The organism is Streptomyces sp. XM4193, from assembly GCF_023072595.1.
Classification (GTDB): domain Bacteria; phylum Actinomycetota; class Actinomycetes; order Streptomycetales; family Streptomycetaceae; genus Streptomyces.
Window position 1 is genome coordinate 120,315 of record NZ_JALLGK010000008.1, and the last position, 14,941, is coordinate 135,255.

11 protein-coding genes and 1 pseudogene are annotated in these 14,941 nt (G+C 74.4%); 2 read left to right on the plus strand and 10 right to left on the minus strand.

Going from position 1 to position 14,941, the window contains the following annotated elements; genetic code table 11:
* From nadC to MTQ01_RS20140, 6 genes and pseudogenes are all read right to left on the minus strand, one after another.
* A complete protein-coding gene (gene nadC / locus MTQ01_RS20115) occupies nucleotides 1-1,047 on the minus strand; it encodes a carboxylating nicotinate-nucleotide diphosphorylase (RefSeq protein WP_374207809.1) in 1,047 nt (348 codons plus the stop codon).
* Nucleotides 1,048-1,352: 305 nt separating this feature from the next.
* Nucleotides 1,353-3,212: pseudogene (locus MTQ01_RS20120) on the minus strand (L-aspartate oxidase); the annotation flags it as partial.
* On the minus strand, nucleotides 3,209-3,979 hold the full coding sequence (panC, locus tag MTQ01_RS20125) for a pantoate--beta-alanine ligase (protein ID WP_374207813.1): 771 nt from the start codon (nucleotides 3,977-3,979) through the stop codon (nucleotides 3,209-3,211). The gene panC and the pseudogene MTQ01_RS20120, both read right to left, overlap by 4 nt.
* A gap of 176 nt (nucleotides 3,980-4,155) precedes the next feature.
* Entirely contained in the window at nucleotides 4,156-5,064 is a 909-nt protein-coding gene (locus MTQ01_RS20130; protein ID WP_247492098.1) for a Rossmann-like and DUF2520 domain-containing protein, read from the minus strand.
* A 322-nt stretch (nucleotides 5,065-5,386) separates the two neighbouring features.
* A complete protein-coding gene (locus MTQ01_RS20135; RefSeq protein WP_247492099.1) occupies nucleotides 5,387-6,070 on the minus strand; it encodes a response regulator transcription factor in 684 nt (227 codons plus the stop codon).
* Nucleotides 6,071-6,225: 155 nt separating this feature from the next.
* Complete coding sequence (locus MTQ01_RS20140) at nucleotides 6,226-7,434, minus strand: sensor histidine kinase (protein ID WP_247492100.1); 1,209 nt, start codon at nucleotides 7,432-7,434, stop codon at nucleotides 6,226-6,228.
* Nucleotides 7,435-7,742: 308 nt separating this feature from the next.
* Here MTQ01_RS20140 and MTQ01_RS20145 point away from each other — a divergent pair, with 308 nt between their 5' ends.
* On the plus strand, nucleotides 7,743-8,819 hold the full coding sequence (locus MTQ01_RS20145) for an SAM-dependent methyltransferase (protein WP_247492101.1): 1,077 nt from the start codon (nucleotides 7,743-7,745) through the stop codon (nucleotides 8,817-8,819).
* A 57-nt stretch (nucleotides 8,820-8,876) separates the two neighbouring features.
* Here MTQ01_RS20145 and MTQ01_RS20150 read toward each other — a convergent pair whose 3' ends face one another.
* Together MTQ01_RS20150 and MTQ01_RS20155 are read right to left on the minus strand one after the other, a co-directional pair.
* Nucleotides 8,877-10,319 (minus strand): PH domain-containing protein, encoded by a 1,443-nt coding sequence (locus MTQ01_RS20150; protein WP_247492102.1) that lies wholly within the window; start codon nucleotides 10,317-10,319, stop codon nucleotides 8,877-8,879.
* A 16-nt stretch (nucleotides 10,320-10,335) separates the two neighbouring features.
* The gene (locus tag MTQ01_RS20155; RefSeq protein ID WP_374207814.1) at nucleotides 10,336-10,830 is read right to left on the minus strand and encodes a PH domain-containing protein; all 495 of its coding nucleotides are present in this window, start codon (nucleotides 10,828-10,830) and stop codon (nucleotides 10,336-10,338) included.
* 280 nt (nucleotides 10,831-11,110) lie between these two features.
* Here MTQ01_RS20155 and MTQ01_RS20160 point away from each other — a divergent pair, with 280 nt between their 5' ends.
* Entirely contained in the window at nucleotides 11,111-12,253 is a 1,143-nt protein-coding gene (locus MTQ01_RS20160) for an NADH-quinone oxidoreductase subunit D (protein WP_247492103.1), read from the plus strand.
* 96 nt (nucleotides 12,254-12,349) lie between these two features.
* On the opposite strand, the gene MTQ01_RS20165 is transcribed toward MTQ01_RS20160, so the two are convergent.
* Both MTQ01_RS20165 and MTQ01_RS20170 read right to left on the minus strand, forming a co-directional pair.
* On the minus strand, nucleotides 12,350-13,531 hold the full coding sequence (locus MTQ01_RS20165; protein ID WP_247492104.1) for a hypothetical protein: 1,182 nt from the start codon (nucleotides 13,529-13,531) through the stop codon (nucleotides 12,350-12,352).
* Nucleotides 13,532-13,908: 377 nt separating this feature from the next.
* Nucleotides 13,909-14,871, minus strand: coding sequence for an ABC transporter substrate-binding protein (locus tag MTQ01_RS20170; protein ID WP_374207810.1), 963 nt, complete (start codon nucleotides 14,869-14,871; stop codon nucleotides 13,909-13,911).
* Between the last annotated feature and the right edge of the window lie 70 nt (nucleotides 14,872-14,941).

Sequence of the window (14,941 nt, forward strand, 5' to 3'; positions counted from 1 at the left end):
TCAGTTCCCCCCATCGGCGGACTCGCGCAGGTCCAGGCCGATGTCCAGGATCGGGGCGGAGTGGGTCAGCGCCCCGACCGCGATGTGGTCGACACCGGTGCGGCCGTACTCCTCGGCGTTGGCGAGCGTGAGACCGCCCGAGGACTCCAGCCGCGCGCGCCCGGCGACCAGGGCGACGGCCTCGGCGGTGAGGGCGGGGGTGAAGTTGTCGAGCAGGATCAGGTCGGCGCCCTCGGCGAGCACCGGCTCGATCTGGTCCAGCCGGTCCACCTCGACCTCGACGGGCAGATCGGGGTACGCGCTCCGTACGGCCTTGAAGGCGGCGGTCACCCCGCCGGCCGCGACGACGTGGTTGTCCTTGATCAGCGCGGCGTCGGAGAGCGACATCCGGTGGTTCTCGCCGCCGCCGCAGCGGACCGCGAACTTCTCCAGGGCGCGCAGTCCGGGGGTGGTCTTGCGGGTGTCCCGCACGGTCGCCCCCGTGCCTTCCAGCGCGTCCACCCAGGCGCGGGTGGCGGTGGCGACCCCGGACAGGCGGCACAGCAGGTTGAGCGCGGGACGCTCGCCGACGAGCAGGTCGCGGGTACGGGTGGTGACGGTCAGCAGCCGCTGTCCCGCCTCCACCCGGTCGCCGTCGGCCACGTGCCGCTCGACCTCCAGATCAGCGGTGGCGGCGACCGACAGCACCGCCTCGGCGATGTGCAGACCGGCGACCGTACCGGCCTGACGGGCCGTGAAGTCGCCGACGGACACCGCGTCCTCGGCGATGGTGGCGAGCGTGGTGACGTCACCGGTGCCGTGCTCGTCCTGGTCCTCCGCGAGGGCGACCAGCGCGATGTCCTCCACCAGCAGCGGGTCGAGTCCGTCCGCGTACAGCACCTCCGCGAGCGCCGGGTCGAGCCCGCTCTCCTGGTCGGCCTCGCCGTCCGCGCAGCCGCAGCCCTCGCCGCAGCCGGACTGCCGGTCCGACTCCGCGTCGAGCAGGGGCAGTCGGTCCGGGGACGGATCGCCGGCGGCGGCGCGGGCGGGCTGGTCGTTGGGGGTCACTGCTACTCCTGGGCGGCTGCGTGGTCGGCGGCTCGGGCGTCGGTGGGACGGCCCGGGGCGGAACGGGTGTCGGTGGCGTGCGGTTCGACGGCGGTCTGCTCGGTGCAGTGCGGTTCGACGGCGGTCTGCTCGGTGCAGTGCGGTTCGACGGCGGTCTGCTCGGCGGCGGGCGGATGCGTGGCGCGCACCGGCGGGAAGGCGGTCGACCCGGTGGCGCGCAGCACCGGGTGCGCGGAGCCGGTTCGGTCCGCCCTGTGCTCGAGGGTAGCGACGAGATGGCGGCGCCACTGCCGGTCGTCACGATCCGGGAAATCCTCCCGCCAGTGGCAACCGCGGGTCTCCTCGCGCTCGGTGGCCGCACGCACGAGTACCTCGGCGACGAGCAGCAGGTTCGCCGTCTCCCAGGTCTGCGTCCCCGGTTCGGCGGGCCCGCGCCCGGCGCCGTCGGCGCTCCGGAACCCGGCCGATCCATCGGACGCAGGCGGCACGGGCGAACCATCGGACACGACTGAGCCACCGGACGCAGCCGAGACACCCGACGCGGACGGCACAGGCGAACCAGCGGGCCCGGGCGAGTCAGCCGCGGCGGCCGGCGGGTCGGCGGCCGGCGGGTGGAGGGCGGCGAGGCGGCGGGCGGCGGCGGCGAGGCTGGCGGCGGAGCGCAGTACGCCGGCGCCCTCGGTCATGGTGCGCTGGATGGCGGTGCGCAGCTCGGCCGCGGGCAGCGGCACCACCGCCCGGTCGGTGACCGGCGCACCGGCGCGCAGCCGTCCGGCACGGAAGTCGGCGGTGAGGTCGGCGGCGATGCGTTCGGCGAAGACCAGGCCCTCCAGCAGCGAGTTGGAGGCGAGCCGGTTGGCGCCGTGCACACCGGTGCAGGCGACCTCGCCGCAGGCGTAGAGGCCCGGCACGGTGGTGCGTCCGTCCAAGTCGGTGCGGACGCCGCCCGAGGCGTAGTGCGCGGCGGGCGCGACGGGGATCGGCTCGGTGACCGGGTCGAATCCGTGGGCACGGCAGGCGGCCAGGATGGTGGGGAAGCGCTCCTGCCACATCCGGGCGCCGAAGTGCCTGCCGTCGAGGTACATGTGCTCGGCGCCCTGCTCCTGGCAGCGGCGCATGATGCCCTTGGCGACGATGTCGCGCGGGGCCAGTTCGGCCAGTTCGTGCCGGCCGACCATGAAGCGTTCGCCGTCCGCGTCGACCAGCTTGGCGCCCTCGCCGCGCACCGCCTCGGAGATCAGCGGCTGCTGGCCCTCGGCGTCCGGCCCGAGGTAGAGCACCGTCGGGTGGAACTGGACGAACTCCAGGTCGCTGATCTGCGCGCCGGCCCGCAGCGCGAGGGCGACGCCGTCCCCGGTGGAGACGGCCGGGTTGGTGGTGGCGGAGAAGATCTGTCCCATGCCGCCGGTGGCGAGCACGACCGCGGGGGCGTGCACCGCGCCGACCCCGTCGTGCCGGCCCTCGCCCATGACGTGCAGCGAGACGCCGGCGGTGTTGCCCTCGGCGTCCTTCAACAGGTCGAGCACCAGGGCGTGTTCGATGGTCTCGATGGTGCCGCCGGCGGCAGTGCCCTCGCGCTGCACGGTCCGTACCGCCTCGACCAGGGCCCGGGAGATCTCGGCCCCGGTCGCGTCCCCGCCGGCGTGCGCGATGCGGCGGCGGTGGTGGCCGCCCTCGCGGGTGAGCGCGATCCCGGCGCCGTCCTCGTCCGGGTCGAAGACGGCGCCGGAGGCGATCAACCGGCGCACCGCGTCCGGCCCTTCCGTCACCAGGGTGTGGACGGCGGCCTCGTCGCAGAGGCCCGCGCCGGCGACCAGGGTGTCGTCCAGGTGCTGCTGCGGGGTGTCGCCCTCGCCGAGCGCGGCGGCGATCCCGCCCTGCGCCCAGCGGGTGGAACCGTCGTCCAGCAGCGCCTTGGTGACGATGACGGTGCGCAGCCCGGCCGCGGCGCAGCGCAGGGCGGCGGTGAGACCGGCGACGCCGGAGCCGACCAGGGCGACCTCGGCGTCGATCGCCCAGCTGGGCTCGGGCGCGTCGAGCCGTACGGCGGAGCCGGCGCGTACGGCGGCGGAGTCGGCGCGTACGGCGGCGGAGTCGGCGCGTACGGCGGAGTCGGCGCGTACGGCGGCGGAGTCGGTTGCGGGGGGTATGGCGCCGCCGGTCATGCCGGACCGCCGAAGGTGAGTCGGACGTTGTCGATCAGGCGAGTGGCGCCCACCCGGGCGGCGACCGCGAGCACGGCCTCGCCGCGGTGATCGGCGGCGGCGTCGGCGAAGGTGGCGGGATCGACAAGCGCGACGTAGTCGATTTCCAGCCCCGGTGCACCGGCCAACTCCCGCTGGGCACGGGCCAGTACGGCGTCGGGGGCCGACTCGCCACGGGCGGCGAACAGGGCGCGGGAGAGCGCCGCGGCGTGCCGGCGCTCCTCCTCCGAGAGGTAGCGGTTGCGGCTGGAGAGCGCGAGGCCGTCCGGCTCTCGCACGGTGGGTACGCCCAGCACCTGCACCGGGAAGTTGAGGTCGCGCACCATCCGCGTGATCAGCGCCAGCTGCTGGGCGTCCTTCTCCCCGTACAGCGCGATGTCGGGTGCGGTCAGGTGGAGCAGCTTGGCGACGACGGTGAGCACGCCGTCGAAGTGGCCCGGTCGCGAGGCGCCTTCCAGCCGGTCGCCCATCGGTCCGGCGCCGACCCGCACCTGTGGTTCGCCGCCCGGGTAGACCTCCTCGGCGGCCGGTGCCACCACCAGGTCCGCACCGGCGTCCGCGGCGACGGCGAGGTCGGCGTCCAGGGTGCGCGGGTAGCGGTCCAGGTCCTCGCCGGCCCCGAACTGGAGCGGGTTGACGAAGACGGTGACCACGACACGCCCCCGGGCGCCGACGTGTTCGCGGGCGGCTCGGATCAGCGCGGCGTGGCCCTCGTGCAGCGCGCCCATCGTCATCACCGCGGCGAGGCGGCCGGCGGGCCGGGGCTGCTCGCGGAGCTCGGCGAACCCCTTCAGCAGCACCGCCCCGCCGACGGCTCCGTGGCTCGAAGCCCCGGCGGGCACGGCGGCGGACGCGGCGGACGCGGGTTCGGTCTCGGCGGCGGGCGCTCCGGCGGCGGGATCGGTCATCGTGCGGACTCCTCGTCTGCCAGGACACCCAGCAGGTCTTCGGCCAGCTCCGGCTTCAACAGCCCCTGTGCCAGGGCCCGGTCGGCGGTCGTACGGGCCATCGCGAGGTAACCGGCGACCATGCCGGGCGCGTGCTGCCGCAGTTCGGCGACGTGCGCCGCGACCGTACCGGCGTCGCCGCGGGCGACCGGGCCGGTGAGCGCGGCGTCGCCGGAACGCAGCGAGTTGTCCAGCGCGGCACCGAGCAGCGGGGCCAGCATCAGGTCGGGCGACTGGACCCCGGCGGCGCGCAGCAACTCCTTGGCCTGGGCGACCAGGGTGACCAGATAGTTCGCGCCGAGTGACAGTGCCGCGTGGTAGAGCGGGCGCACCTCCTCTGGCACCCACTCCGGCTCGCCGCCCATCTCGATCACCAGCGCCTGCGCGGCCAGCCGCAGCTCCTCCGGAGCGGTGACGCCGAACGCGCAGCCGCCCAACCGCTGCACATCGACGGAGGTGCCGGTGAACGTCATCACCGGATGCAGCGCCAACGGCAGCCCGCCGGCCCGCAGTACGGGATCGAGGACGGCGACGCCGTACCGTCCGGAGGTGTGCGCGACCAGCTGCCCGGGACGCACCGCGCCGGTCTCCGCGAGGCCGCGGACCAGGTCGGGGAGCGCGTCGTCGGGCACGGTCAGCAGTACGAGCTCGGCGCGGGCGAGCACCTCGGCGGGCTCCACCAGCGGTACGCCCGGCAGGAGTTCGGCGGCGCGGGCGCGGGACGCCTCGGAGACTCCGGAGGCGGCGACCGGACGGTGCCCGGCACGGGCGAGCGCCGCGGCCAGCGCCGCACCCACCCGGCCGGCGCCGACGACTCCGACGCGGAGCCTGGCGGGGCGGTCCTGCGGATGTGCTTCTTCGTTCACGATGCGCTGCGCCTTCCGTTCCAGTCCGCGCTGATGTGTCGGTACCGGACGTTCGCAGCCATGCTACGTCGTGGGAGTCGGACCCGTTTCCGGGGTCGCGGCCCGCTCCCGGCACAGCCCGCACCCGCCGTCCGCACCGCTTCCCGAGCCTGTTCCGCAGCCGCCTCCGGAGCTGCCTCCCGCACCGGCGCTCCGCCGCAGGAACCGGCCCGCCGCCCCCGCACGCACCGAAGCCCGCGCGCCCCTGCACGCTCCGGAGCCCGGCACGTCCCGGAGGGGACCGGCCCGCTTCACCCGCCTCGGGCACGGGCGCGCGCACCGCTCAGCCGGCGCCGCCGGCGCGCACCAGGCCGCTCTCGTACGCCAGCACCACGGCCTGCACCCGGTCGCGCACCTCCAGCTTGGTGAGGATCCGGCCGACGTGCGTCTTGACGGTCGCCTCCGAGAGCACCAGCTTCGCGGCGATCTCGCCGTTCGACAGGCCCTGGGAGATCAGCACCAGCACCTCGCGCTCCCGCTCGGTCAGCCGCTGGATCTCCTTGGACGTGGGCTCGGGGCCGGAGGACGGAAGCATCGGCGAGAACTGGTCGATCAGCCGCTTCGTCGTCGAGGGCGCCACCACCGCGTCGCCGCTGTGCACCGAGCGGATCGCGGCGAGCAGTTCGCCGGGCGGCACGTCCTTGAGCAGGAAGCCGCTGGCTCCGGCCTTGAGCGCGGCAAAGGCGTACTCGTCGAGGTCGAAGGTGGTCAGGATCAGGACCTTGGGATCGCCGGGGCCGCCCTGGCCCTCCTCGCAGATGCGGCGGGTGGCCTCGACCCCGTCGACGTTCGGCATCCGGATGTCCATCAGCACGACGTCGACGGTGGTGGTGCGCAGCCGCTCCAGCGCCTCGGCCCCGTCTGCCGCCTCCGCCACCACGTCCATGTCCGGCTGGGCGGCGAGCACCATGCGGAAGCCGGTGCGCAGCAGCACCTGATCGTCGACGAGCATGATGCGGACGGTCATGTGGCGTTCTCCCGGGTCTGCGTTGGGCCGGCCGCCGTCGGCGGTGACCGTCTCTGTCGGTTCGTCAACGTGCACCGCGCGTGCTGCGGTTCCGGCCCGCACCGGTTCCGGTCGCGGATTCCCCCGTACCGGTGCCGAAGTCGCGCGGGAGCGGGTCAGGCGGCACCCCGGAACGGCAGCTCGGCACAGACCCGGAAGCCGCCGCCCGCACGCGGGCCCGCCTCGAGTCTGCCGCCGACCATGCCGATCCTCTCGCGCATGCCGATCAGGCCGTGCCCCATCCCGTCGGCCCCGCCGCCCTCGTACAGCTCCTCCGGCGAACCGCGGCCGTCGTCCTCGGCGAGCAGCGTCAGCGCGCCCTCGCCGTAGGTCAGCTTCACGGTCGCGCCGACGTGCGGCCCGCCGTGCTTGCGGGTGTTGGTGAGCGCCTCCTGGACGATCCGGTACGCGGTCAGCTCGACCCCGCTGGGCAGCGGCCTCGGCGTGCCCTCGACGGTGAAGTCGACCATCATCCCCGTGCCGCGCACCTGCTCCACCAGATCGCTGAGCTGCTCGACGCTCGGCTGCGGCACGTACTCGCTCGCCGGCGCGTCCTCGCTGCGCAGCACCCCGAGCAGTCTGCGCATCTCGGTGAGCGCCTGGCGGCCGGTGGTGGAGATGGTCTCCAGCGCCTGCCGGGACTGGTCCGGCGCGGTGTCCAGCACGTACGCGGCGCCGTCGGCCTGGACGACCATGACCGAGACGTTGTGCGCCACCACATCGTGCAGCTCGCGGGCGATACGGGCGCGCTCGGCGGCTATGGTCGCCTGCGACTGGGCGGCCCGCTCGCGCTCCAACCGGGCCGCGCGCTCCTCCAGTTCCGCGTAGTAGGCGCGGCGGGTGCGCAACGAGTCGCCGAGCAGCCAGGCGAAGCCGAAGCACACGGTGTAGAACGCGGCCTCCGCGAAGGTGCTGAGCAGGCTGCTCCCGTCCGAGGGCCAGCGGATCACCGCCAGCAGCGGAGCGAGCAGCGCGCAGACCAGTGCGTACCGCGAGGCCCATCTGACGGTGCGCGCGGCGACCGTGTAGACGATCACCAGCAGGGCGAAGTCGGCGGGCAGCACGAAGGCGTCGGTGGCGAGTTGGGCGAGCCCGGCGACCGTCGCCAGCAGCAGCATCCGCTCCGGGTGGCGACGGCGCAGCGCCACCACCAGCGCGAGCGCGCAGGCGATCACGGCGGCGGCGGCCCGCTGCCAGGTGGCGGGGCCGATGACGCCGGCCGGCGGGTTGGCGACCCAGGGCACGCAGATCACGAGGATGGCCAGAGCCCACGAGCCGTCCACCCATGTGGGGTGCCTGCGCAGCAACTCATAGACCCGGTTCACGTCACCCAGCGTAGGCGTCCGTTCCGGGCCCCCGGGTCCGTCGAGGGGTCGATCCGTGGTGACTCCGCCTACTCCCCAGGGTGGATGCGGCACAAGACCGTGAACGGACAACCCGGCGACGCGTTCGCAGTCCGTCCCCGCGCCCCCGGTCCCGAGCCGTCCGCCGGCGCCGCCCGGGGGGTCGGTTGCGGGAGTGCCCCACGCCGTACGGCACCCAGCGGGCGGCGGGCGGCGGGCGGCGGGCTCCGGGCGGCGCCGGTCCGGGAGAGGGGGCCGAGGGGCCGAGCGGGAGGGCCTAGGGTCAGCCCGTGACCGACGACAACAGCGCACCCCGCCTCCTCGGCTGGCGCGAGGCCACCGAGCGGGCGCTGTACGGACCGGACGGCTTCTTCGTGCGGGAGGCGCCCTCGTCCCACTTCCGCACCTCCGTGCACGCCTCGCCGCGGTACGCGCAGGCGGTCGCGGAGCTGCTGCGCCGGGTCGACGCGGCGCTCGGCGAACCGCCGGAGCTGGCCGTGGTCGACGTCGGAGCCGGTCGCGGCGAGCTGCTGACCGGCGTGTTGGCGGCGGTGCCGGAGGCGCTGGGCCGCCGGCTGCGCCCCCACGCGGTGGAGCGCGCTCCCCGACCGCCGGGGCTCGACCCCCGTATCGCCTGGTCCGCGCACCCGCCGAGCGGGTCGACCGGGCTGCTGTTCGCCAACGAGTGGCTGGACAACGTGCCGTGCGAGGTCGTCGAGACCGACGGGGAGGGCGTGTGGCGCCGGGTGCACGTCGATCCCGCCGACGGACGCGAGGAGTTGGGCGCACCGGTCGCCGGCGACGACGCCCGGTGGCTGAGGCGCTGGTGGCCGACCGGGGAAGCGCCCGAGCCCGGGCTGCGCGCCGAGATCGGCCGTCCCCGCGACGAGGCGTGGCGCACCGCCGTCGCCAGTCTGGCGGCAGGTCTCGCGGTGGCCGTCGACTACGGGCACACCCGGGCGGACCGTCCGCTCTTCGGCACGCTCACCGGCTACCGGGACGGTCGCGAGGTGCGCCCGGTACCCGACGGAAGCTGCGATCTGACCGCTCATGTCGCCATGGACTCCTGCGCCTGCGCACCGGACGCCGCGGACGACGCCGCGGAGGGGACGTACGCCACGACCGGTGGCGGCGGGCGGTTGCTGCGGCAGCGGGAGGCGCTGCGGGCGCTCGGACTCGCGGGCCGACGACCGCCGATGGATCTGGCGCGCACCGACCCGGCCGGCTATCTGCGGGCGCTGAGCGCCTCCGGCGAAGCGGCCGAACTGCTCGACCCGGCGGGCCTGGGCGGACATCTGTGGCTCGCCCACCCCGTCGGCATCGACAACCCCCTGAGCCTCCCCGCCACCGAAGCGTCGGCGCGCTGACGTGCTGATGCACGGATGTGGTGACGTGCCGAGCCCGGTGCCACGGCCCGGGCGGGTTCAGGTCAGCCAGCGCTCCGGGCCGGCGGTGCGGCGGCCGGTGCGGGAGCGCTCCGCCTGCGCGGAGACCAGGGCGTGCGCCTCCGTGACGTCCCGCAGCCCGGCCTTCGTCGAACCGTTCGCCCCGTGGTCGGCGTACACGTCGGCCAGACGCAGCCGACGGGCCCACGGCCCCTGCCGCAGGCGTACGCTCTGCACCTTCGCGTGCGGCACCAGGGTCCACTCGCGGCGCAGCAGGCCGCGCCGGGTGACCAGCACCGCGCCCGTCACCCCGAGCCCGTAGCCGCGCCACCACAGCGGAACGGCCCAGCGTGCCCGACCGGGCACCGGCTGCACCCCGGCCACCGCCTCCGAGAGCCGTACGCCGGGCAGCACTCTGGCCAGCACCTCCTCGGCCACGGCCCGGTCGGCGACCGGCAGCAGGACCGACTTGCCGCCGTCCGAACCGGCCACGCTCAACTCCATCCGCAGCCAGTCGCGCGACCGCCACAGCCTGGGTTGCAGCACCCGTACGGCCTGGACCCGGCCCGGTGGCACGGTGGCGTGCTCCCGGTCCAGCAGCCCGTGGTCGATCCGCAGCCCGTCCGGGGACTCGGCGACCTTCCAGTCGTACTCGGTGAGATAGCGGCCCAGGGTCGAGACCCAGGCGCCGCCGAGCATCGGCACCCCGGTCGCGATCGCGGCACCCGGGCTGCCGGTGAACCACCACATGCCCCACGGCACCAGCAGCGTCGCGGCGACGAAGCTCCAGCCGGTGCCGACGAGCAGCAGCGCCACCGTCAGCATCCGGGTCGGCACCCGCACCAGCAGCCGCTCCGGCGCCTCGCCGGCACGCGGCGCGACCTCGGGAGCGATACCGGCGGCACGGGCGAGCAGTTCGGCACGGAGCGCGACGGCGTCGGCCTCGCCGAGGAACGCCAGCTCGTCCTTGGCCTCGGTGCCGACGACGTCGAGCTTGAGCTTGGCGACGCCGGCGACCCTCGCCAGGAGCGGTCTGGTCACGTCGACCGCCTGGATGCGGTCCAGCCTGATGTGCGCAACCCGCCGGAAGAACAGTCCGCTGCGGATGCGCAGTTCGGTGTCGGTGACCTGGTAGCTCGTCACCCACCAGGACAGGAAGCCGTACGCGGCGGCGAACGGCAGCAGCACCACCATCGCCAGCAGCACCCAGCCCAGGGTGAGTTGGGTGATCCACTCCCGGGCGCGGTTGAGGTCCTGCACGGCGAAGACGGCGAGCGCCGCGATCGGCGCCCAGGTCCGCCGCCACGGCGTGATGGGGTGCAGCCGGGTGCCCTCGGGACGGCGCGGCAGCCATCGCGACCGCCCCGGCCCCCGCCGGTCCTCGCCGAACCGGTCGGCGGCGCCGGGACGTTCGGCGGCGCCGGGACGTTCGCCGGGGTCGCGCTGCTCGCGTTCGCCGCGCTGCTCGTGCTCGCCGCTCATCGGGACCGTCACCGCGTCACAGCCCGGCCGAACGGGCTTCGCCGAGCTCGGTCAACCGGTCCCGCAGCCGTTCCGCCTCCGCGGGCACGAGCCCGGGGATCTGCGCGTCGGTCGCGGCGGCGGCAGTGTGCAACTGGAGCCTCGCCAGCCCGTATCTGCGCTCCAGCGGACCGGAGGTGACCTCGACCAACTGCATCCGGCCGTACGGGACCACGGTCAGCTCGCGCCACATCACCCCGCGGCTGATCAGCAGATCGTCGGCACGCTCCGCGTACCGCCAGGAGCGCCAGTTGCGGGCGAGCGCGAACCAGCCGAAGGCCGCCGGAACCAGCGGCAGCAGCACCAGCAGCGCCCAGTACGGCCCGGCGAGCCAGCCCAGCAGCACGGCCGCCGGCACGAGGAGAGGCGGCAGGACCATCAGCAGCACCGCGCGTCTCATCCGCAGCAGCGCCCGCTCCACTCCCCGCCACGCGTAGCCGCTCCCGTCCGGGGAGCCGTCCGCACCGTGCACCTCCGCACCGGTGGGAGCCGGTTCGGCGGCGGCAGGCGCCGGATCGTGCTCGGCGACGTCGGCAGGCACCGGATCGTGCTCCGCGGCGGCGGGCACCGGATCGTGTTCGGGCCCTCGCTCCGTCCGCGGCGACGACGGGCCGACATCTGCGCTGTGTCCGGGCTCCATGGCCCAAGAGTAGGCGCAGCTCCCGACCGCGCGTGCCCACCGGGCGAACGGGTGAGAGCCGACGGCGCCGGGCTCCGGCGAGCGCCCGGGGGCGAGCTGACAGACTGGCCCCATGACGGAGACGACTGTCGGCATCGGAGGCGCGGCCGAGAGCACGGACATGGTGCTCAACATCGGACCGCAGCACCCCTCCACACACGGTGTGCTGCGGCTGCGGCTCGTGGTGGACGGCGAACGCATCAGCTCCGCCGAACCGGTCGTCGGCTATATGCACCGCGGCGCCGAGAAGCTGTTCGAGGCGCGCGACTACCGGCAGATCATCGTGCTCGCCAACCGGCACGACTGGCTCTCCGCCTTCTCCAACGAACTCGGGGTCGTCCTCGCCGTCGAGCGGATGCTCGGCATGGAGGTGCCCGAGCGCGCGGTGTGGACGCGCACGCTCCTCGCCGAGCTCAACCGGGTCCTCAACCATCTGATGTTCCTCGGCTCCTATCCGCTGGAGCTGGGCGGCATCACGCCGATGTTCTACGCGTTCCGCGAGCGCGAGGACCTCCAGCACGTGATGGAGGAGCTCTCCGGCGGCCGGATGCACTACATGTTCAACCGCGTCGGCGGGCTGAAGGAGGACCTTCCGGCGGGCTGGACACAGCGCGCCAGATCGACGGTGGCCGCGCTGCGCTCCCGCATGGACGTCTTCGACGACCTGGTGCTCGGCAACGAGATCTTCCGCGCCCGCACCGAGGACGTCGGCGTGCTCTCCCCCGAGACCGTGCACGCGTACGGGGTCAGCGGCCCCATCGCGCGCGCCTCCGGGGTCGACTTCGACCTGCGCCGGGACGAGCCGTACCTGGCCTACGGCGAGCTGGCCGACACCCTGAAGGTCCACACCCGTACGGCCGGCGACTGCTGCGCCCGCTTCGAGGTGCTGCTCGCCCAGACCCACAACGCGCTCGACCTCGCCGACGCCTGCCTGGACAGGCTCGCGGAGCTGCCCCCCGGGCCCATCAACCAGCGGCTGCCCAAGGTGCTGAAGGCGCCCGAGGGCGAGACGTACGCCTGGACGGAGAACCCGCTCGGGCTCAACGGCTACTACCTGGTGTCCAAGGGCGAGAAGACCCCGTACCGCCTGAAGCTGCGTTCGGCCTCGTACAACAACATCCAGGCGCTGACCGGACTGCTGCCGGGGACGCTGGTGGCCGACATGGTGGCGATTCTGGGGTCGTTCTTCTTCGTGGTCGGCGACATCGACAAGTAGCGGGCGCCGACCGGGAGTTGTGGCTCGGCGGGTGCCGCGGGAACGCCGCCCACGCCCGCACGGTCTGGCTGTCTCGCCGTCTTCCCGTCTCGCTGTCTAGTCGGCGACGTCGATGACCTTGCCGGCGACCTGCTGCCACAGATCCCGCGATTCGGACTCCGGCGGCGGTGCGGCCCGCCCGTTTCCGGGCCCGCCCTCCCGCCGCTCCCGGCTCTGCTCCGACTGCGCGGACGGCGCCGACGGCTGCCCGGCCGGTGGCGGCGCGGAGGCCGAAGTCGGCGGCGGAGTACGGGAGTCGGGGGCCCGGTGCGCCTCGTCGGACGAGGACGCGCCCTGGCCGCTGCCGAAGAAGTCGAAGCCGCCGACGGGGCGTCCCGGCGCGGCGCCGCCGATCTGTCGGCGCCCCTCCCGGCCCGGCTCCCGCACCGGCAACCGATGCCGCCTCGCGTCGTACTTCTGCCCGCCCTGCCCTGCTCGATCGGCCTGTCCGGGCTGTCCGGGCTGTCCGCCCGGTCCGCCCGGTCCGTCCTGCCCGGCGGTGCGGCGCGCGGTCGGCTCGGCGCGGTGGCCGGGTTCCGTGTCCCGCCGGGCGTGCCGAGGCGCGGCGGTGCCTGCTGCCGAGGGCTCGTCCCCCGGTGCCTGCCGCGCTGCGGCCGGCTGCTCCGCCTCGCCGCGGTCGGCCTCCGCCGTCTGCTGCTGCCGCGCGCCCGATCTGCGCAGGTTCGCCAGTGCCTGGTCCGCCTGGAGATAGGTCAGCCGGCTCGGGGCGCCGGAGGCGGCGCGGTGGTCGGCGGCACCCGTCGTCAGCGCCTTCACCGGCTCCGCCGCCGCGATGGCGAGCTGCCGGCGGCCTTCCAGTGCGCTGGCCCGCTGGGTCTCCGCGTTCGCGTACCGCCTCAGCAGGGCAGCGTGTTCGGTGCGCAGTGCGGCCAGTTGGGCGCGCTTGGTGCGCAGGCGCTTCTCCAACTTGGTGCGCAGCTCCCGGGACTTGCGCAGTTCGGTCGCCGACTCGGCCGCCCGCTCGTCGGCGAGCAGCGCGGTGTTGGCCCGCTCCGCGTGCGCCTCGGCGGCCCGGCGGCCGGCGGCGCTGTCCCAGCTCCGCAGCAGCACCGCACCGACGACCGCGGCGACGGCGGCTGCCGCGGTGAGCACCCGCAGCACGGCGGCGTCGCCGACGAACAGCGCGCCGACCGCGCACAGCAGGGCGAACGCCGCGACGCCCGCAGGGACGAGCAGCCGGTGCAGCGGCAGCTCTTGGCGGTGACGTCCTCGGGGCATGGCCCGAAACTTACCGTGCGTGGCGATGCGTTGGGAGAGCGCCAGGAAAACTGTTTTCCGGTGGTTACGGTGCACGCGCACGTCGTATGCACCGCACACGCACCGAGTCCGCCCAACGCCCCCACAACCGCGCCGCACGCCGCCCGCGCGACGCCGCACGCACGCCGGGACACCGCCCGCGCGGCAACGGGTCGCCGCACAGCGGCAGTCGGCACCGCGCGCCGCTCAACACGACCCGCCGGGCCGCCGGTTCACCCGAGCCCGCGCCGAACCTCCGGCGCGTACCCCGACCCACCGCTCACGCCGACCCACCACGTGCGCCGATCCCGCACGCACGCCGATCCACCACGTACGCCGACCCACCCGCGTGCGCCGAACTACCCGATCAGGCCCTTGGACTTGAGGTACTCCTCGGCCACGTCGTCGGGCTTCTGCCGCTCGGAGTCGACCTTGCGGTTCAACTCGATGAGGTCCTCGGTCGTCAGCACCCGGGTCAGTTTGTCCAGCGCGTCGGTGATCCGACGGTCGCCGGCGTCCTTGGTGTTGACCACCGGCAGTACGTTGTCGGCGTTCTGCAGGTCTTTGTCGTCCTCCAGCAGCACCAGGTCGAACTCCTCCATGGAGGCGTCGGTGGTGGTGGTCAGCACCATGTCGTTGTTGCCGTTCTGCACCGACTGCTTGGCCTGCACGGTGCCCACGCCCTTGGGGTCGAGCCGTGTCACGTCGATGTCGTAGCGGCTCTCCAACCCCGGCTGGCAGAACGGCCGTTCAGCACATTCGTCGCCCGCGGCCAGCTTGATCCTCAGGCCCTTCTCGCCGACGTCGGTGAGCGTCTTCAGACCGTGCTTCTTCGCGAAGTCCTCGGTGACCGCGAACGCGTTCTGGTTCACCGCGTCGCCGGCGGCGAGCACGCTGATGCCGCGCGGCTCGGCCAGCTTCGCCAGCGCCTTGACGGTGGCGTCCGGATCGGCGGAGGCGACGGGCTTCTTCTCGGCCGCCTCCGCGCCGTTGACCTTGGCGTTGAGGAACTCGGCGAGGGTCGCCGCGTACTCCGGCACGACGTCGATCTCGCCCTTCTCCAGGGCGGGTTCGTAGAGCTCGCGGTTGGCCAGGCGCTGTACCCGGGTGCTGTAGCCGGCGTCCGAGAGCAGCTGGGCGTAGAGCTGCGCCATGATCTCCGACTCCGAGAAGCCGGCGGAGCCGACCACCAGACTGCCCTCGCCGCCGCCTCCCGACTCCTCCAGGCTCTGGCCCGCACACCCGCCGAGCACCACGGCGAGGGCGACGACCGCGGCCGGCGCGGCTCGGCGCCCGCCACCGCGCGTGAACTGCTCGAACACTGCTGCTCCTTGGGGACGAACCGCACGGGGCGGTGGGGGCTCCGGGCGCATGGGCGACTCCGGTGCGCGA